Source organism: Cloacibacterium sp. Arc13 (genome assembly GCF_041431305.1).
Classification (GTDB): domain Bacteria; phylum Bacteroidota; class Bacteroidia; order Flavobacteriales; family Weeksellaceae; genus Cloacibacterium; species Cloacibacterium caeni_B.
Window position 1 is genome coordinate 1 of the sequence record NZ_JASMRM010000013.1, and the last position, 18,968, is coordinate 18,968.

Here is an 18,968-nt window from a genome sequence, read left to right on the forward strand (position 1 = left end):
TTTTGTTGTACAACCTCAAAGATACTTTGAGTTACTTTAATTCCTTCTTATTTTTTTATTTAGGACGCTATTGAATTTCTTTCAGTTTAGAAACCGTTACATTTTTTCCTAATTTGCTTAAATCGTTTCTGGCTAAATCTACCAACATCGTATGTTCTGCGTTTTCTTTTGGGTCTTTTTTCAGGGTTTTTACCGATTGTAAGTCTTTTTCAGTGTCACCAGTTCTGCGGAAAGTTCCTGCAATTGGGTGAATTACGGCTTTGTGATTTTGAATAATCAACTGACTTTCTGGGCTAGAACCCATTAATTTGTAGTCGCCATAATCAAAGAAAAATAGATATGGAGAAGGATTGATGTTTCGTAAAGCTCGGTAAACATTGAACTCATCTCCTTTGAATTTTTGTTCAAATCTTCTGCTTAAAACCAACTGGAAAACATCTCCACGGAAACAGTGTTTCTTCGCCAACTCTACCAAATTTATGTATTCTTCATCAGTGAGATTAGAAGTTTCTTCGTCTATTTTTTCAAAAGGGTAGAGTGCAACGTCTTTATTTTGAATGATGCTTTCAATTTCTGAAATTTCAGATTTTAGCCCATCAATTTTATTTTCGATGAGGAACATTTCATCATTAAAATGATTAATAGCAATCACATATTGATAAAATCTGTAACGTAAAATGGGAATTTCTACTTCCTTGCTTTGAGGTTTGAATTGGATGGTTTCAAAAAACTGTACGGCATCAAAACTGGTATAACCAAATAAACCTTGAGCCATTTTTTCAACCGGATTTTTTACCTTTTCGCAGTCAAAACTTTTAGAAAAATTTTCTAAATATTCAGTGATGTTGAAATTTTCTGGAATTTGATGTTTTTCTGGAGCGGTTAATGGAAATTTCACTTCCATTTCCTGTTGGTTTTTAATTTCTATTCCTGCAATTGCATTGATAGCGATGTAAGAAAAACTGTTGTTATTTACATTGTGGTCGGCACTTTCCAGTAGAATGGTATCTCTGAATTTATCTCTGAGTTTCAGATAAATTCCCATCGCTGTATGAAGGTCTCCCATCAATGATTTGGAGGTGGTTTTTATTTTAGTTGTTGGTTGTTGGTTGTTGGTTGTCAGCATAATTAAAGATTTAAATAAAAAAAAGACTTCAACGGTATAATCGCTGAAGTCTTCTCATGAAATGAATTTTATTTTAGTATAGATTCAAAGCATAGCAGTATTACCTTAGACTCAGCGTAGAGTATAAGTGCCACCACCAATTTTTGTTGCTATTCATTTTCATTGGGACAAATTTATAAAAGTTTTTGAAATAAAAAAATCCTAAACTAAAAAAGTTTAGGATTTATTATTGATAACAAATTTGTTTTACATTATTTTACTTGATCTACAACAGCTTTGAAAGCTTCTGGATGATTCATTGCAAGGTCTGCAAGAACTTTTCTGTTTAGCTCGATGTTGTTCTTTTTAAGAGCTCCCATAAATTGAGAGTAAGACATTCCGTGTTCTCTAGTTCCAGCGTTAATTCTGGTAATCCAAAGGCCTCTGAAGCTTCTTTTCTTCTCTTTTCTACCGCGGTAAGCATATTGCATTGCTTTTTCTACGGCATTTTTAGCAACAGTCCAAACATTTTTTCTTCTACCGAAAAAACCTTTAGCCTGCTTTAAAACTTTTTTTCTGCGCGCTCTAGACGCTACAGCGTTTACTGATCTTGGCATAATTTAAATTTTTTGTTTTTTTGAAAAGGGCGGAACTGCATTTAAAGTTCTCTTATAGGCTCCGTTTCAGGGTTAACTTTTAATGAATTTTTTAGGAATTCTTATAAACCGAATATTGATTTATAAAAACTACTTAATTGCTAATTGGCGAAGAACGCTTTTCTCATCCACAGTAGCAACGTAAGAAGTTTGCGTAAGATTTCTCTTTTGCTTCGTTTCTTTTTTAGTTAAGATGTGGCTTTTGTAAGCATTTTTTCTTTTGATCTTACCTGTACCAGTAAGAGCAAAACGCTTTTTAGCACCTGATTTCGTTTTTAATTTTGGCATTGTTTTGCTTTTTATGTATTTGTTATCAATGAGTTTGCAAAATTATAAAAATTTATAATACTCTGCAATACTATAATCAAGAGATTTCAGAGGAGAAATCCCTTGATGTACAATTATTTCTTTTGAAAGATTATTTTGCTGCTTTTTTAGGGCTCATCATCATAATCATTCTCTTACCTTCTAGTTTAGGCATTTGGTCTACTTTTCCTACGTGTTCTAGCTCTTGAGCGAGTCTTAGAAGTAAGATTTCACCTTGATCTTTGAAGATAATAGAACGTCCTTTGAAGAAAACATACGTTTTCAATTTAGAGCCTTCTTCTAAAAATTTCTCGGCATGTTTTTTCTTGAACTCGAAATCATGATCGTCTGTTTGAGGTCCGAATCTGATTTCTTTTACTACAACTTTTACTTGCTTAGCCTTGAGTTCCTTTTGTTTCTTCTTTTGTTCGTAAAGAAATTTTTTGTATTCAAGAACTCTACAGATATAAGGTTCTGCTTTATCTGAAATAACGACTAAATCAAGATCTTGTTCCTGAGCAATTGCAATAGCTCTTGCTAAAGGATACACTCCTGGTTCTACATTATCTCCTACTAAACGAACTTCCTTTGCACGGATTTTTTCGTTAATTTGATGTAAGTCTTCTTGTACAGGGCGACGCATTGGTCCTCTTCCTCTGTTGTTAAATTTCTGTGCTATAGTTGTATAATTTTAAAGTTAATTCTTTTTAAAAATTTTAAATTATAGATTTTGAATTTTAAATTAAAACAAAATTCTTCTATAATTAAATCTAAAATTTCTTAGATTTTTGCTGCTTCTTTGAAATAGGTTACGAAATCTTCTAATTTCATCGCTCCTAAATCGCCTTCTCCACGTCTTCTTACAGAAATGGTGCCGTTCTGTTCTTCATTTTCTCCTACCACTAACATAAACGGAATTTTCTTCAATTCTGCATCACGAATTTTCTTACCTGTTTTTTCGTTTCTGTCGTCAATTAATCCGCTAATATCGTGATTTTCTAATAATTGTGAAACTTTTTTAGCATAATCTACATATTTTTCAGAAATAGGCAGAATGATAAATTGGTCTGGACTTAACCAAAGAGGGAAGTCTCCTGCAGTATTTTCTAACAGAATCGCAATGAAACGTTCCATAGAACCAAATGGTGCTCTGTGAATCATTACTGGTCTGTGTTTTTCATTGTCATTACCAGTGTACCAAAGATCAAATCTCTCTGGTAAATTGTAATCTACTTGAATGGTTCCTAATTGCCAGCTTCTGCCTAAAGCATCTTTTACCATGAAGTCTAATTTAGGTCCGTAGAAAGCTGCTTCTCCGTATTCTACGATGGTTTTAAGACCTTTATTTTGTGCAGCAGTGATGATTGCGTTTTCTGCTTTTTCCCAATTTTCTTCTGAACCGATATATTTTGATCTGTTTTCTTTGTCTCTAAGTGAAACTTGAGTCACGAAATCTTCAAACCCTAAGCTTCTGAAAACGTAAAGAACCAAGTCAATTACATCTTCAAATTCTTTTAATAATTGGTCTGGTGTACAGAATAAGTGCGCATCATCTTGAGTGAAACCTCTTACTCTGGTTAAACCGTGTAATTCACCAGATTGCTCGTATCTGTAAACTGTTCCGAATTCTGCATATCTCTTTGGTAAATCTTTGTAAGACCACTGAGAAGTTTTATAAATCTCGCAGTGATGCGGACAGTTCATTGGTTTTAAGAAAAATTCTTCGCCTTCGTTTGGCGTTTTAATGGATTGGAAAGAATCTGCTCCATATTTTTCATAGTGACCAGAAGTTTTGTACAATTCAATATTCCCAATGTGAGGAGTCATTACAAATTCATAACCACCTTTTTTCTGAGCTTCTGAAAGGAAATTTTCTAATTTTTTTCTTAGTGCCGTTCCTTTTGGCAACCAAAGTGGTAAACCAGCACCTACTTTTTCAGAAAAAGCGAAGATTCCTAGTTCTTTTCCTAGTTTTCTGTGGTCTCTTCTTTTTGCTTCTTCTAATCTTTCTAGATATTCTGTCAATTCTTTTTGTTTAGGGAAAGAAATTCCGTAAACTCTAGTCAATTGCTTATTTTTTTCGTCTCCTCTCCAATATGCTCCAGCTGCATTAAGAATTTTCACTGCTTTTACGATTCCTGTACTTGGAATATGACCACCTCTACAAAGGTCTGTAAAGTTATCATGCGTACAGAACGTGATTTCGCCGTCTTGTAAATTTTCTATTAATTCAGTTTTGTACGGATTGTCTGCATATTCTTTCAGTGCATCTGCTTTAGAAACCGAATAAAGATTGAAAGTCGCATCTTTTTTAGCGTTTTCGAGCATTTTTTTCTCGATTTTTTCAAAATCTTTTTCAGAAAGAGATTCATCACCGAAATCTACATCGTAATAAAATCCGTTTTCAATTGCTGGACCAATGGTCAATTTAGCATTTGGATAAAAATCTAAAATAGATTGAGCCAAAATGTGTGCTGAAGAATGCCAAAAAGCTTTCTTTCCTAAATCATCATTCCAGGTAAGCAACGTAAGCGTAGCATCTTCTGTAATTGGCGTCGTGACTTCTACTTGTTTGCCGTTTACCACAGCAGAAATAGTGTTTCTAGCCAAACCTTCAGAGATAGATTTTGCAACTTCTAGAGGTGTAACTACACCTTCAAACTCACGAATGCTTCCGTCTGGAAGAGTAATTTTAATCATTTTGGAATCCTAATTTTAATAATGTGCAAAAATAAGGATTTTTTTTGATGTTTCTTAAATTCAGAGCTAATATTAGAACTTAAAATAGAAAACCGAAGAAATTACGCTTCGGTTTTATTTTGTTCGGTGTTGTCTGTTCTGCCATCTTGGTGAAGTTTAGAAGTTTTTTTGACTTGTTTTTCTTCAACTTTAGAAGCACCTTCTAATCTTGGAGTTTGAGGCAGATTAGGAAAATCTTGATTTTGTTTAGCGTTTTGCGCGTTATTTTCTGCGGTATTTTTTCTTTTATCTTTTTCCATGATTTTTGAATTTTTAAGTTATTCAAAATTCTGGAAAATTCTTAAGAAATGTGTTATACAATATTGTGAAAAGTTTTTAGAATTTAGACAAATCAAAACTTTGCGTTTCGTCTACGATTTCATAATTTAATGCTTTCGCTAAAACGAAAATTTCATTCAAATTCGTCATCAATTGTTTTCTGCCTTCTGTTCTCAACTTATTTTGGTCAACGGTTTTTTCGGCATTTTTTCTAGCATTATTGGAAATTCTTTTGAAATCTTCTTCGGAAAAACGGTCGAAAAATGAATCGTCAAGCGAAGTGATTTCTGCATCAGTAAAAATCTTGATGTCAGCATTTGGGATTTCTTTGATAATCAGTTTTTTATCAACAGAATCTACTTCGATTTTCATTTTTTTCAAATCATAAGTGACCTGCGCTTTTGCTTTGGTAAAAATCACGATTTCTTTTTCACTAGAAGGTAAACCTTTGATTCCGAAAAGTTGATTGGTGATTTTGGTTTTTTGCAAGTTTGAAAAATCTTGTTCTATCACCACCATTTTATTCATTTTAGAAATTTGGTTGGTGAGCACATAGTAATCTGTAGAAACTTGGTCGTCATTTTTGCCAATATTTCTAAAAAAATAAACGAGCAATAAAGTAAGGATTACACCTAGGGTAAAACCAATGATTTGTTTAATGTAATTCATTATTTTTTGATAATGTTCAATAAATCTTTTTCAATAAAACCAGTTTCTGGTTCTTCGGTTATTCTACCAATTTCCTTGCCATATTTTTCTACGATAATGGTAGGAACGTGCGTAATGTTATATTTTACTTCTTCGCCATCTGGAGCTTGTTTCTGTCTGTTTACCCCGATGATTTGGAGTTTGCTTTCAGGGAATTTGGTTTCTTCTAAAATTTTCATCAATCTAGGGAAATTTCTTTTGCTGTCTCCACACCAAGTTCCTAGAAATACAATGATATTATAAGAATTGATTTTTTCTTTCTTTAAACCTTCTAGAGCGGTTTTGTCGATAGGATAGATGGTGTGATTTTCGTCATACCAAGCTTTATAAGGTTCTTTTTGAAATTGATCCAAAGATTGGCTTCCTAGAAGCATTTTTCCGTATTCTGGAGTGTCTACTTCTCTATTGATGATTACTTTTTGAGCGCAAGAATTAAGTGCCATACCTAAAATAATTAATGTGATTGTTTTTTTCATTTTTTTTCAAAATTTGGTGTTTATTTTTCTAATATACTTTTGAGATTTGCACTAGAATAGTATTTATTTTTTAAAACTTTATTGTCTGAAACTCTGTGTACGTTATATTTGTCTCCAGACCTTTCGTAATAAGCTTCTTCTCCTTTAGAAGTGTAAAATTCTACAGTTTCTTGGGCTTGTTCCTCAGTATCACAAGCTTTTGACATGTTAGAACGTTGTACTTCATTAAACAAATCTACAAATTTTTCGCCTAAACCAAATTCAAGAACTGCGCCAGAAAGTACATATTGTAAATCACAAAGTGCATCTGCAATTTCTACGATATCTTGATCTTGAATGGCTTGTTTCAGTTCGTTTAATTCTTCCTGAAGTAAAGCTATTCTTAGGTTGCATCTTTCTGCAGAAGGAATCTGTGGATTTTCTAAAATAGGTGCGTTAAAGGTTCTGTGAAATTCTGCAACTTGGTTTAAACTGTCTATTTTTTCCATTTAAATTTTATTATTTTTTATCTATTAATTTAAAACTTCTTTTAAGCATAATTGGAGTAGAAAGAGTGGTGAGAACTCCCATAATTACTAGAATGGAGAATACTTCAGCGTTAATGAGTCCTGCTTTGTAAGCAATATTTGCAATCACTAATTCCATGATTCCTCTTGCATTGAGACCAATCCCAAGTGTAAGTGAATTTTTGCTGTCTAGACCAGCCATTCTTCCTCCAAAATAGCCTCCAAAAATTTTAGAAAAATATGAAACGGCAATTACGGTGAGTAAAAGTCCAATATTTTGGATAGAAGTCACATTAAATTCTAAGCCAATTCCTGCAAAGAAAATTGGTGCTAAAAATCCCATTGCTAAACCATTTGTTGTTTTATGAAAGGAGTCTAAATGTTTTTTGCCTACTAAATTTTCGCTGATGAGCATCGCTGCAAAAAATGCTCCGATGATGAAATGAAGTCCTAAAGATTCTGTAATAGTAGAAAATGTAAGTACAAAAACAAAAAATATAGCATAAAGTGATTCTTTTCCTTTTAATAAAAGCAGTAATTTATTCAGTTGTCTTTCTAAGTAATTTTCTCTGTTAGACAATTTCTTTATTAAATAATACGCAGCGAATAAAATGACTACAAAAATGGTAAGTTTTAATAAGGAGAAAGTAGCATTTTTTACCACATTAGAAAGAGTCATTTCGCTGTCATTGATGTTCAAGATAAGTCCTAAAATGGTTAGAGCAATGACGTCGTCAAAAATAGCAACCGAAATGATTTTTTGACCAATATAAGAGTTGATTTTGCCTAAATCCATTAAAATTCTAATACTTATAGGTAAAGCGGTGATGGCTACGCATAATCCTATAAATACAGTGGTCATAATGTCTTTGTCAAAATAATAACCTACGGCAATTCCACTTAAAATTGGCACAAAAAACGCCATCAATGAAATGATGATGTTTCTGCCTTTTAAAGATTTTAAAATGTCATCTAAGTTGATTTCTAACCCTGCAATAATCACTAAAAGGAAAATTCCCAATTCTGAAATGACTTTGATGTCTTCAGTTCTGTGAACTATATTTAAAAGTGAAGGTCCTACGATAATTCCGGCGATGATTTCGCCAATCATAGCAGGTTGTTTGAACCTTTCAAAAATTTCACCAAAAACTTTTGCTACCACTAATAAAATGAGCAAATTGGTGAAAAAAGGAAGTTCAAAATGAGGCATATTGAATCCCATAGTTTTCTCTTAATTTTTGACAAAAATATAATTTAAAATCGACAAATAAATAAAGGCAACTAAAATTTAGTTGCCTTTATGATTAAATTTAATGAATGATTTTATTCTTTGATGAAAATCTTAGAAACTTGCTCTATTTTTAGGATATAATTGCCTTTTGGAAGGCCATTTACATGAATGGTATCATTCGTGAGTTTTCCTTTTTGAACTAATTTTCCAGAGAAATCAATGATTTCGTAGTTAGAATTGTTTTTTACGTTTTTCACTATCATTACATCTCCTTTCACAGGATTTGGAAGAATCATTATATCTGTAGGATTTAATGTAGTGTCTTTCACTCCAAGAGCACTTGCAGGATTTGCAATTCCAAGATTATCACAATTAGGAACTGTAGTTGTAATAGCAAGAACGTCCCATTCTGATGGAGTATATACAGGATTTGGAATAATTACATTTCTTCTTAAATCCGTGTCTTTAGCAAAATTAGAAGAACTATTAAATGTTCCTACAACATCAATCAATGTACTATTTTTGAATAAACCTACTGGGTCATTACCGTTAAAATCTATTGGGGCACTACCTACACTTTGCGCAGTAAAGCTACAAGGTAATGAGGTGGAAGTGTTTTTAAGTACAAGAGTAGATTTTGGGTTAATTGTGCCTGTGAGTTTAAGTTCGTTATTCCATGCGCCGGAACCATCTGCTTGTTTCTTTATAGAGTATGAACTTAAAGAAATTGCAGAAAGAGTAGGATTGGTAATTTCTAGTACTTTATTATTGCTAGTACCTTCGTAATATTCTGAAATGTAAAGTTCTGTAGCGGCAGGAGCTGCTAAAGTGCTTACAGAAACTGCATTGCTTAATAGAGAAACATTTCCTGCATCATCTTTTGCTTTTACTGTAAAAATATAAGTAGTAGATGCGCTAAGTCCAGTTACTGTGTAAGGAGAGTTATTTACGGTAGCGATTAACGCTCCATCTTTGTAAATTTCGTAAGCCGTTACACCTATGTTATCTGTAGCTCCTGTAAATGTTAAAGTTGTAGAAACATTTGTAGTTCCAGAAGCTGACAGTGAAGGAGCTGTAGGAGCCTCAGTGTCTGGAGCTAATGTCGTAACTGTAACAGCGTTGCTGCTAACAGAAATATTATTAGAAGCATCTTTTGCTTTTACCGTGAAAACATAACTTGTAGAAGCAGATAATCCTGTTACTGTGTAAGGAGAAGTGGTAGAATTTGCAACCAAAGTTCCATCTTTGTAAATGTCATAACTTGCAACTGCTACGTTGTCAGTAGCTCCTGTCCAAGATAATGTAGTCTTAGTAGAAGTTGTATTATTTGCAGATAAGGTAGGAGCTGTAGGAACTTCAGTGTCTGGTGCAGTAATAGAAAAGTTAGCAGTGTTTACATTGAAAAAAATATTTCCAGATGCTTTTACCATAAATCTACAGGTATTACTTGTAACACTAGGAATGGTAACACTTTGTGTACCATCATTAGGAGTTCCTGTGATTAAAGTAGACCATGTGTTTCCTCCATCCGTAGAGAATAATATATCTACATTTGGAGCAAGCGTATTCGTGTTGGCTACATTCCAAGTTACATTTTGACTTGAACCTTGAGGATAAGAGATTCCTGCAGCGTTCTGTGAGGTTACCGTTAATGGGCCATAACTAGAATTTACAGTCACTATCATATCGTCATAAGCATTTCCTGCACCATTAGCTTTATTATCTCTCACTGTAAGTCTAAAATTATATTTTCTACCAACAGAAGATAATGCTTCAACATTTATATCAGAACCTGCAGTAGTTGTAGCTCCTGCCAAAACAGATGTCATTATTGGTAAATATCTAACAGGAGATGTGCTGGGAGACCATGATCTAAAGTTTACTCCACTGGTTTTAGTTGCATTCGGTTCTGTACTATTTGACTGATTGTCAATTTGTTCCCATGTGAAAGTTATAGAGTCATTGTTAGCATCTGTTCCAGAACCAGTTAAAACAAAAGGTGTGCTTTTTGGAATTGTATAATCACTGCCGGCATTAACTGTGGGAGTGGTATTTCCTGTTGGAGTGTTTATAGAGCAACTTCCATTTGTACTTTTTATATATTCTGTGATTTGTTGAATAGATACTGCGTGAAAATAAGGGTCTGAATGAGGTTGAACGTTCATGTCGGTAATTCCTGCATATCCCATAATTGTAGAGCCAGAACCAGGTTCTACCTGAACTCCAGTTCCTTCATTACTGAAATTTGGATCAGCTGCACGGGTAAAAGTGTGATTTGCGCCAAACTGATGTCCCATTTCATGTGCTACATAATCTATATCGAAACTGTCGCCAGAAGGAATGTTATCACCTGGTGAGGTGAATCCAGAACCTTTATATGCTAAAGGTCCATATGAATCAGTTGTTGTATCATTGCTACAAACACAACCTATGCATCCTGCGCTTCCTCCACCTCCACTAGCTCCAAATAAGTGGCCTATATCAAATTTACTGTCACCAATTCCGTAAGTGGTACCATGTAAAACATTCATTAATTCTGTATTCCAAGCGCCATCTGCTCCAGCAGTTGCATTAGAGTAAGGGTCTGTAGATGCAGAAGTAAATATAATATTTTCCTGTTCTGGAATAAGGACTAATCTTATCGCAAAATCATTCTCGAAAACACCATTTACTCTAGTCATGGTGTTATTCATGGCTGCAAGAGCAAGAGCTTTAGTTCCACCAAAATATTGAGTATATTCTCCAGTGCAAGATAATGCTAAGCGATAAGTTCTCAATAAGCCATCATCTGCACTGAGGATTTTTCCCATTTTTAGACCGTCGGTAGAACTTTTTGCAGAAGTAGCGCATTCAAATTTGTTTTTTGAACTTCCTTTGTCTGATTTTTTATATACTACATAAGTAGAATTGTTATTGTCATAAGGTTCTACAAAAACTGCTTCTTTGCCAAGTCTTAACTGCATAGACGAAAGTCCAAGAGGAGAAAGGCTGAAATAAATTTTTGCAGATTTTCCATCAATGCTTTCACCATAATAGGTTGCTATTTCTGGATGTGCAGCTTCTAGTTCTGGTGAGAAGTTAGAAGTCTTATAAATGCTGAAATTTTGAAATTCACTTTCAGAAACGGGAAACGAAACAGTAACCGCAGATTTTGAAAGTTTGGTTGTTTTTCTAGGGGATTCCGAAATAATTTGTTTCAGTTTATCTACGTCTAGATTAAACAGTGTAGGTTTGCTAATTGTTCTTTTGTTTGCTCTAATTTCTTTGTTTTTTAGACCTTTTGCGGGTGTCCACAAATTGTCATTTTGTCCAAAAATTAAAGTAAAACAAAGAAGAGCAAAAAGAGATAGTAGTGTCTTCTTCATAGTTAATTTTTTAAAAAGGACAACAAAGCTAGTAAATATCAATTAATTACAAGTAATTAAATTAATATTTTTTTTAAAAGTTAATATATTAGTTAAATCTAATTCATAAAAAAGCCATACTAAAAAAGTATGGCTTGATGCATTGTATTTATGTTTTTATCTTGTAATTTCTCTCCCAATTACTAATCTTTGGATTTCAGAGGTTCCTTCTCCTATGGTGCAAAGTTTAGAATCTCTGTAGTATTTTTCCGCAGGGAAGTCTTTAGTATAGCCGTAACCACCAAAAATCTGAAGAGCATTATTGGCAATTCTTACACAAGCTTCAGAAGCATAAAGTTTTGCCATTGCGCCTTCTTTAGTCATTTTTTGCTTATTATTTTTAAGTTCTGATGCTCTTTGAATCAATAATTCTGCAGCATCTATTTCTGTTGCCATATCAGCTAACATAAAATTTACCGCTTGGAAATTAGAAATAGATTTCCCAAATTGATGTCTTTCTTGAGCATATTTCAGAGCGGCTTTATAAGCTCCTCTTGCAATTCCTAAACTCAGAGCAGCAATAGAAATTCTACCTCCATCAAGAATTTTCATAGCTTGTTTAAATCCATCACCTACTTCTCCTAATCTATGAGAATCTGGAATTCTCACATTGTCAAAAATCAATTCTGCAGTTTCAGAAGCTCGCATTCCGAGTTTATTTTCTTTTTTGCCAGAAGTAAATCCGGGCATTCCTTTTTCTAGAACGAAAGCAGTAGAATTGTTAGGTGTTCCTTTTTCGCCAGTTCTGGTCATTACTACAGCAATGTCTCCAGAAATAGCATGGGTAATGAAGTTTTTAGCACCATTAATCACCCATTCGTCACCATCTTTAACAGCAGTGGTAGACATTCCTCCTGCATCTGAACCGGTATTATGTTCGGTTAAACCCCAAGCTCCAATTACCTGACCACTCGCTAATTTTGGTAACCATTTTTTTCTTTGTTCTTCATTTCCAAATTCATAGATATGATTGGTGCAAAGTGAATTATGTGCAGCTACAGAAAGACCAATAGAAGGGTCTACTTGTGAAATTTCATCTAAAATAGCTACGTATTCATGATAGCCCAATCCAGAACCTCCATATTCTTCTGGAATGATGATTCCCATGAATCCCATTTCGCCTAACTTATGGAATAAATCTACTGGGAAAGTTTGGCTTTCGTCCCATTCCATAATGTGAGGTCTAATGTTTACTTCTGCAAAATCTCTTGCAGTTTCGGCTATCATTTTTAGATTATTTAATATTTCTGTATTCATAAATTTTTGTTTGCTCAAATATAATTGAAAAACTTTAGGCGTAAAAGTATTTTTTTGAATCAAATTTAAAAAAAGAGATATTTATCATGCTAATTTTTAACCTTTTGATTTTCAGTTTTCAACTCCTATTACTTATTTTTTGTGTTAAATAATGTAGTATCTTTGTAGACCCTATTAAATCGAAATGAAGAAGATTTTACTATTTTTATTTATGGTGCCAATGATGTATTTGGCACAAGTTCCTGCTGGTTATTATAACGGAACGGAAGGATTAACTGGATATGCATTGAAAAGTAAAGTGCATGAAATTATTTCACAAAAAATATTTTCTTACAACTATAGTCAGATTGGTCCTTTGTATGTCAATACAGATTTAGATAAATATTATGAAAATGATAACACCGTTTTAGATATTTACACTGAAAAACCAACCGCTGCAGAAAGTTTCAATTATGATTTGTCACAAAATATAGGTTCTGCGTCTGCAGAGGGACAAGGTTGGAATAAAGAACATGGTATGCCTCAAAGTACTTATTATGGAATTTATCCTATGTATTCTGATATGCATTATTTAATTCCTGCTGATGCTAGAATTAATCAGTTAAGAAGTAACTATCCGTATGCAAGAAATAATGGAGAAAATCTTACTTTTTCTAATGGAAGTAAATATGGTAAATCTACAACTCCTGGCTACACCAATAATGTTTTTGAACCTATAGATGAATTCAAAGGAGATGTAGCGAGATATTTATTGTACTTTTCTGTAAGATACGAAGGAAATCTGAACCTTTATAATCATCAACTATCTACAATGCCTCTTGATGGAAGTGAAGAAAAAGCTTTTGAAGATTGGTATATCACTATGTTGAAGGACTGGAATGCACTAGACCCTGTTTCTCAGAAAGAAAGAGATAGAAATAATGCAGTATTTTCTATTCAAAAAATAAGAAATCCTTTTATAGACCATCCAGAATGGGTAAATATGATTTGGAGTGAAACACCAGATGCCCTTGCTCCACAAGCTCCTTCTAATTTGTCGATTTCGCAACTAGGCAAGAATTTTGTTACCTTTTCGTGGACGCCAAGTTCAGATACAGATGTATTAGGATATAAAGTTTATGTAAATGGAACTTATGTAAAATATTCTAAAACCAATTCGGTTACCATTGATAGATTATCTCCTTCTACAGCATATAATGTGACTGTAAAAGCTTATGATAATGGATATTTACTTTCTCCAGATAGCAATCAAATTTCTGCAACTACTTTGTCGAGTGATAATTTTGCTAAAGATTTAATGATTACAAAATATATAGAAGGTACTACAAGTAGTACTTCCGACATCTATAATACCGCTATTGAAATTACTAATCTTACTGGTCACGATGTGAATTTAGGTAACTATTACTTGAATATAGAATTTAAAAGTTCTACCTCTTATTACTTATCAGATCCTTATCAATTAGAAGGTAAAATAGCTCACGGTGAAAGTATTGTGATTATTAATCCTAAATCTAATTTTGATGGAGTAGATGTTAATCAATATAAATTTGTGACCAATTCTGCACCATTAACCTTTACAGGAAGTCAATATGTAGAACTTTCTTACGGTATTAAAACTATAAAAACACCTTCTACTAATAATTATCAAATGTTATTTGTAACAGTAGATGCAATAGGAAGTAGAGGAACTTCTAATACCAATGATAATAAATCTCTTTATAGAAAATCTAATATAAATAATCCTAATGAGACTTTTTCTGTCTCAGAATGGATAGAATACGAAACAAATTACGCTACAGGATTAGGAAGTTTCTTAGCTGCAAATGAACCTGAAAAAGTAGATTTAGCATTTGCAATTTATCCAAATCCAGTTACTGAAAAACTTTATGTTACGGGTAAAAACCTTTCTAAAGTTTCAAAAGCTGCTATCTATGATGTTTCGGGAAAATTAATTCAAGAAATTAATAATCCTTTCAATAATTTTAATAGCATTGATGTTTCAAATTATAAAACAGGTGTTTATGTTTTGAAAATTGATGAAAATTCATATAAATTTTTGAAAAAATAATTTAAGAATTGTCTATTTTAGGTACAATCGCATTTTAGCTTCATCTTCGGGTTTTGCTTTCATCTTTTCAAAAATGGTAGATTCTTTCGGGAAACTAATTCTGTAGTAGATGATTTTATTGGCATAATATCTGAAATAAGGATGGTTTTTCAACCAATCTTCTGGAGCATCTAATAAACTAAACTTTTGAACATTCATATTATTTAGGGGAGAGATATTAATAAGTTTCTCCGCTAAATTTTTGTCAATATTATACGTTTCTAAAATCTGACTGCTTTTCACAAAACCACCCAGTTTATTTCTAAAACCAATGAAACTTGCAGCAGATTTTTCGTCAAAACCAAATTCTATAAGTTGCTGAAATGTTATTTTATTCAAATCAGTTTTACTGAAATCAGTAGTTGGTTTAGCCTTTTCAGGAAGGTTTTGAGCTGTATTTTCTAAAGTTTTTTGAGTGAAATTCAATTTAATGTAAGGCTTTAATTCATTAAATTTTTCCTCTGAAATCACAAAGCATTTTTTAAGGTCTTCTAGTGATTTGAAGCTACCTTTCAGATTTCGCTCTCTATAATTTACAATAACTAAAGCCTGTTTTTCGCTAAAACCCAATTTTTGCCAACCAATTACATCTAAATTGTTCGGGTCAAATTCAAAATATTGAATTTTCGGTTTTTCGGAAGCTATATTTTGGTATTTTCTTTCAAAATTTTCGGGTGTTTTTTCTGGAAGAAGCAAGAAAGGAGAGAGTTTTTGGTAATTTTCTGGACTGATGATGAAGCATTCTTTAAATTTTTCTTTACTCACAAAACTTCCGCCTAAATATTGCTGGTATTTAATGATTGCAGCAGCTTGTTTCTCCGAAAAACCTAATTTTGCCCAATCTTTTTGAGAATATTGGTCTGGATTGAATTTACCTTTAATTTGGATTTCTTTATTTTTAAATTCCGTGAAATTTTTCTGTGAATTTTTAGAATTATTTTCTGGTAAAAGAATGTAGGGTTCTAGTTCTGCAAACTTTTCTTCAGAGATAGAATAGCATTTTTTCAGTTGTTCTTTAGAAGTGAAATTACCGCCTACAATTTCTTTGTATTTTAAAATAGTTTTCACTTGTTTGGCAGTAAAGCCTAAGTTTTCCCATTGTTTTTCATTGAGTTGATTTGGGTCAAAATCTGTAACAAAAAGTTGAGGTTCAATGCTATTTGTAAAATGAATTTCAGGGAATTTTGTTTCTTGTTTTCCTTTGTAAACAAGATAACTTAACTGAAATATGACAATGAAAATTCCGAGTAAAGAAAGAGCATAGAATTGCTTTTTCCTTATTTCAAAAGGTAATTTGGGTTTCATGGTGTTTGTTTTACCCAAATATAAGAATTTTCAGAAAAAAAACTAAATGAAATTTTTAAACGGCTTCGTCTCTATCAAGTAAAGAATTTTTGAGTTTCAAAAGTTCAGATTTTACAAATTCTAAACGGTCTAAAACTTCTACCGTTTCATTGATTTTTTGATTGGTAGTAAGTGCAATTCTGGCGCCGTCTAAAGTATAACCTTTTTCTTTTACGAGATGATAAATGATTTTAAGATTTTTGATGTCTTCTGGAGTAAAATAACGGTTTCCTTTTTTGTTTTTCTTAGGTTTTATAATAGGAAATTCTTGCTCCCAATATCTAATTAAGGAAGCATTTACACCGAAAGCTTTTGAAACTTCTCCTATAGAATAGTATAATTTGTCTGGTAAATTGAGTTTCATAGTCTATAAAATCGAATTTCAAAGATAGAAATTTTTTTGTTTTAAAGCGCTATCGTAACTTGCCAAGAAATTTAAATCTCATGTTTAAAAAAATCACTGCACTTTTCTTCGCTTTCTTACTGATTGTGAATTGTTCTTCAAAAAAATCCATAATATCAAATGATTTGGTTCAAGAAAATGCAGAAATAGAGCTTGTTTCCAGCCAATTTAGCTTCACAGAAGGTCCAGCTGCTGATGCGTTTGGAAATGTTTATTTTACAGACCAACCGAATGATAAAATCTATTTTTGGGATTGGAAAACCAATAAAATTGAAGAATTTCTAGATAAAACAGGAAGAGCAAATGGAACTTTTTTTGACCAAAAAGGAAATTTATTGACGTGTTCTGATGAAAACGGAGAAATTTGGAAAATCAACGAAGATGGAGTAGCAGAGGTGTTAACCACCAGTTTTGAAGGCAAAAGATTAAACGGTCCTAATGATTTATGGGTGGATGAAAACAACGGAATTTATTTTACAGACCCTTTATATGTGAGAGATTATTGGAAAAATTTCAAACAAGAAATTCCTGAAAAAAATCTGTATTACAGAAATTCTGATGGTAAAATTACCAAATTAGATACTTTCACTCAACCCAATGGAATTGTAGGAAGTCAGAAATTGAAAAAAATGTACGTTTCTGATATTGATGCTCATAAAACTTATGTGTATGACATTCAAGGAGATGGGAAATTGACAAATAAAAAATTATTTTGCAATTTAGGCTCAGATGGAATGACTTTAGATAATCTCGGAAACCTTTATTTAACTGGAAAAGGAGTGACGGTTTTTAATAAAAATGGAGAACAAATTCATCATATTTCTGTGCCAGAAAATTGGACGGCAAATGTAACTTTCGGTGGCGAAAATTTTTCTACCTTGTTTATAACTGCTTCTAAATCAGTTTATACGCTGAAAATGAATGTTTCAGGAATTAAATAATAAACGAAATAAAAATGCCAAAGAAATTTATCTTTGGCATTTATTTTAATAAGCGATTTCCATTTTTATTTTTTTGCCTTTTAGCTTTTCGTTAGCAAGTTTTTTAAGAACTTCTTTTACTTTGTTTCGGGCAACTGCAACGTAAGAAGTGGTGTCTTTTACTTCAATGATGCCAATATCATCCTTCGATAATTCTCCTTTTTTAATGAAATAACCTACAATGTCTACCTTGTTGACTTTATCTTTTTTCCCTGCACTGATGTAAATCGTTTGGAAAGGTGTTTTTGCAGGAATTCTGTAATTTTCAGTAATGTTTTCTTCTTGCGTATTTCCTTTAATGAAAGGGAAATTTTCTTCCTCAGTCATAATTAAATACGCAAAACCTTTGGCGTGCATTCTTGCAGTTCTTCCGTTTCTGTGGATGAAAGCGTCTTCTTTTGGGGGTAATTGATAATGTAGGATTGATTCTACTTCTGGAATATCTAAACCTCTGGAAGCCAAATCGGTAGTAATTAAAATTCGAGTAGAGTCGTTTCTGAATTTCAACAAAGCACGTTCTCTTTCGTCTTGTTCCATACCACCGTGAAACGTTTCTCTATCGATTCCTTTTTCCCTTAAAAGTTCAGAAATTCTATCCACTGCATCTCTGTGATTACAGAAAATAAGGGTTCTTTTGTTCCCGATTTTGCAAATGAGTTTAAAAAGTGTTTCCAGTTTTTCTTCTGGAATCGTCATCACTTTTTTTAGCTGAATATTAGGTTTTGCTTCGCCTAATTTTAAAAAGTTGATAGTCTTTTCGTTGTCTAATCCTACAAATTTCGGAATATTATCCATCGCAGTTGCAGAAGTAAGAAAACGCTGAGAAATATTTTTTAAAGAATTGATAATGTAGCTCATATCTTCTTCAAATCCTAATTCTAAAGCTTTGTCAAATTCATCTAAAACCAAAGTTTTAATGGTTTTGGGCTCGAAATTATTATTTTTGAGATGATAAGCAACTCTTCCTGGAGTTCCAATTAAAACAGCAGGAGCCTGAGTAAGATTATTGATTTCAATTTTTTTATCGTGACCGCCATAGCAAATAGTTACCTTAAAATCAGTTCCCATATTTTTGAAAACTTGTTCTATTTGAAGAGCCAATTCTCTTGCTGGAACCAGAATAATAGCTTGAATTCCCGAAATATCTTTTTGTAAATTTCTAAGCACAGGAAACAAAAATGCGAGCGTTTTTCCCGAACCTGTTGGGGAAAGTAAAATGATATCTTGTTCGTTTTCAGATGCTTGAAAGGTAGATTTCTGCATTTGATTCATTTCCTGAATCTGCAGTTTTTCATAAATTGGTTGTAATTCCATTTTGCAAATTTAAGGTAAAGGTTTGGGTTTATCAGAATCTTATTGATAATGTCTTAAATTAATACCTTGATTAAGTATATTTTAAGTTGAATAATTCTTTGAAAATTAGCAGAAAAAGCCATTGCTATTTTGTAAAAAGTTTGTATTTTT

General features: G+C 32.6%; 16 protein-coding genes and 1 pseudogene. 2 read left to right on the top strand and 15 right to left on the bottom strand.

What is annotated here, in order from left to right; all coding sequences use genetic code 11:
• Window positions 1-70 precede the first annotated feature (70 nt).
• The 12 genes and pseudogenes from QO190_RS09870 to QO190_RS09925 all read right to left on the bottom strand — a co-directional run.
• Window positions 71-1,126 (bottom strand): annotated as a pseudogene (locus tag QO190_RS09870) (chorismate-binding protein); the annotation flags it as partial.
• A gap of 251 nt (window positions 1,127-1,377) precedes the next feature.
• Entirely contained in the window at window positions 1,378-1,722 is a 345-nt protein-coding gene (gene rplT / locus QO190_RS09875) for a 50S ribosomal protein L20 (RefSeq protein WP_069799160.1), read from the bottom strand.
• A 129-nt stretch (window positions 1,723-1,851) separates the two neighbouring features.
• A complete protein-coding gene (rpmI, locus tag QO190_RS09880; RefSeq protein WP_069799163.1) occupies window positions 1,852-2,049 on the bottom strand; it encodes a 50S ribosomal protein L35 in 198 nt (65 codons plus the stop codon).
• 130 nt (window positions 2,050-2,179) lie between these two features.
• Window positions 2,180-2,710: a translation initiation factor IF-3 gene (gene infC, locus QO190_RS09885; RefSeq protein WP_069799165.1), complete on the bottom strand. Its 531-nt coding sequence runs from the start codon at window positions 2,708-2,710 to the stop codon at window positions 2,180-2,182.
• 137 nt (window positions 2,711-2,847) lie between these two features.
• Window positions 2,848-4,767, bottom strand: coding sequence for a threonine--tRNA ligase (gene thrS, locus QO190_RS09890; protein WP_371461503.1), 1,920 nt, complete (start codon window positions 4,765-4,767; stop codon window positions 2,848-2,850).
• Between the two features lie 101 nt (window positions 4,768-4,868).
• A complete protein-coding gene (locus tag QO190_RS09895) occupies window positions 4,869-5,066 on the bottom strand; it encodes a hypothetical protein (RefSeq protein WP_104792692.1) in 198 nt (65 codons plus the stop codon).
• Window positions 5,067-5,142: 76 nt separating this feature from the next.
• Window positions 5,143-5,754 (bottom strand): DUF4230 domain-containing protein, encoded by a 612-nt coding sequence (locus QO190_RS09900; protein ID WP_371461501.1) that lies wholly within the window; start codon window positions 5,752-5,754, stop codon window positions 5,143-5,145.
• A complete protein-coding gene (locus QO190_RS09905; RefSeq protein ID WP_371461499.1) occupies window positions 5,754-6,269 on the bottom strand; it encodes a TlpA family protein disulfide reductase in 516 nt (171 codons plus the stop codon). Before QO190_RS09905 ends, QO190_RS09900 begins: the two co-directional genes overlap by 1 nt.
• Before the next feature lie 20 nt (window positions 6,270-6,289).
• Window positions 6,290-6,757, bottom strand: coding sequence for a hypothetical protein (locus QO190_RS09910; RefSeq protein ID WP_371461498.1), 468 nt, complete (start codon window positions 6,755-6,757; stop codon window positions 6,290-6,292).
• Between the two features lie 10 nt (window positions 6,758-6,767).
• Entirely contained in the window at window positions 6,768-7,997 is a 1,230-nt protein-coding gene (locus QO190_RS09915) for a cation:proton antiporter (RefSeq protein WP_371461497.1), read from the bottom strand.
• A gap of 101 nt (window positions 7,998-8,098) precedes the next feature.
• Window positions 8,099-11,371, bottom strand: coding sequence for a reprolysin-like metallopeptidase (locus QO190_RS09920; protein ID WP_371461495.1), 3,273 nt, complete (start codon window positions 11,369-11,371; stop codon window positions 8,099-8,101).
• A gap of 156 nt (window positions 11,372-11,527) precedes the next feature.
• The gene (locus tag QO190_RS09925; protein WP_104792798.1) at window positions 11,528-12,667 is read right to left on the bottom strand and encodes an acyl-CoA dehydrogenase family protein; all 1,140 of its coding nucleotides are present in this window, start codon (window positions 12,665-12,667) and stop codon (window positions 11,528-11,530) included.
• 184 nt (window positions 12,668-12,851) lie between these two features.
• Between QO190_RS09925 and QO190_RS09930 the strand changes: the two genes are divergently transcribed.
• Window positions 12,852-14,738, top strand: a complete 1,887-nt coding sequence (locus QO190_RS09930; RefSeq protein WP_371461492.1) for an endonuclease — start codon at window positions 12,852-12,854, stop codon at window positions 14,736-14,738.
• Between the two features lie 12 nt (window positions 14,739-14,750).
• Here QO190_RS09930 and QO190_RS09935 read toward each other — a convergent pair whose 3' ends face one another.
• Window positions 14,751-16,082, bottom strand: a complete 1,332-nt coding sequence (locus QO190_RS09935; protein WP_371461491.1) for a hypothetical protein — start codon at window positions 16,080-16,082, stop codon at window positions 14,751-14,753.
• 55 nt (window positions 16,083-16,137) lie between these two features.
• Window positions 16,138-16,485, bottom strand: coding sequence for a MerR family transcriptional regulator (locus tag QO190_RS09940; RefSeq protein WP_069799204.1), 348 nt, complete (start codon window positions 16,483-16,485; stop codon window positions 16,138-16,140).
• Between the two features lie 80 nt (window positions 16,486-16,565).
• Between QO190_RS09940 and QO190_RS09945 the strand changes: the two genes are divergently transcribed.
• A complete protein-coding gene (locus tag QO190_RS09945) occupies window positions 16,566-17,465 on the top strand; it encodes an SMP-30/gluconolactonase/LRE family protein (RefSeq protein ID WP_371461489.1) in 900 nt (299 codons plus the stop codon).
• A 45-nt stretch (window positions 17,466-17,510) separates the two neighbouring features.
• On the opposite strand, the gene QO190_RS09950 is transcribed toward QO190_RS09945, so the two are convergent.
• Complete coding sequence (locus QO190_RS09950) at window positions 17,511-18,818, bottom strand: DEAD/DEAH box helicase (RefSeq protein ID WP_371461487.1); 1,308 nt, start codon at window positions 18,816-18,818, stop codon at window positions 17,511-17,513.
• Window positions 18,819-18,968 lie beyond the last annotated feature (150 nt).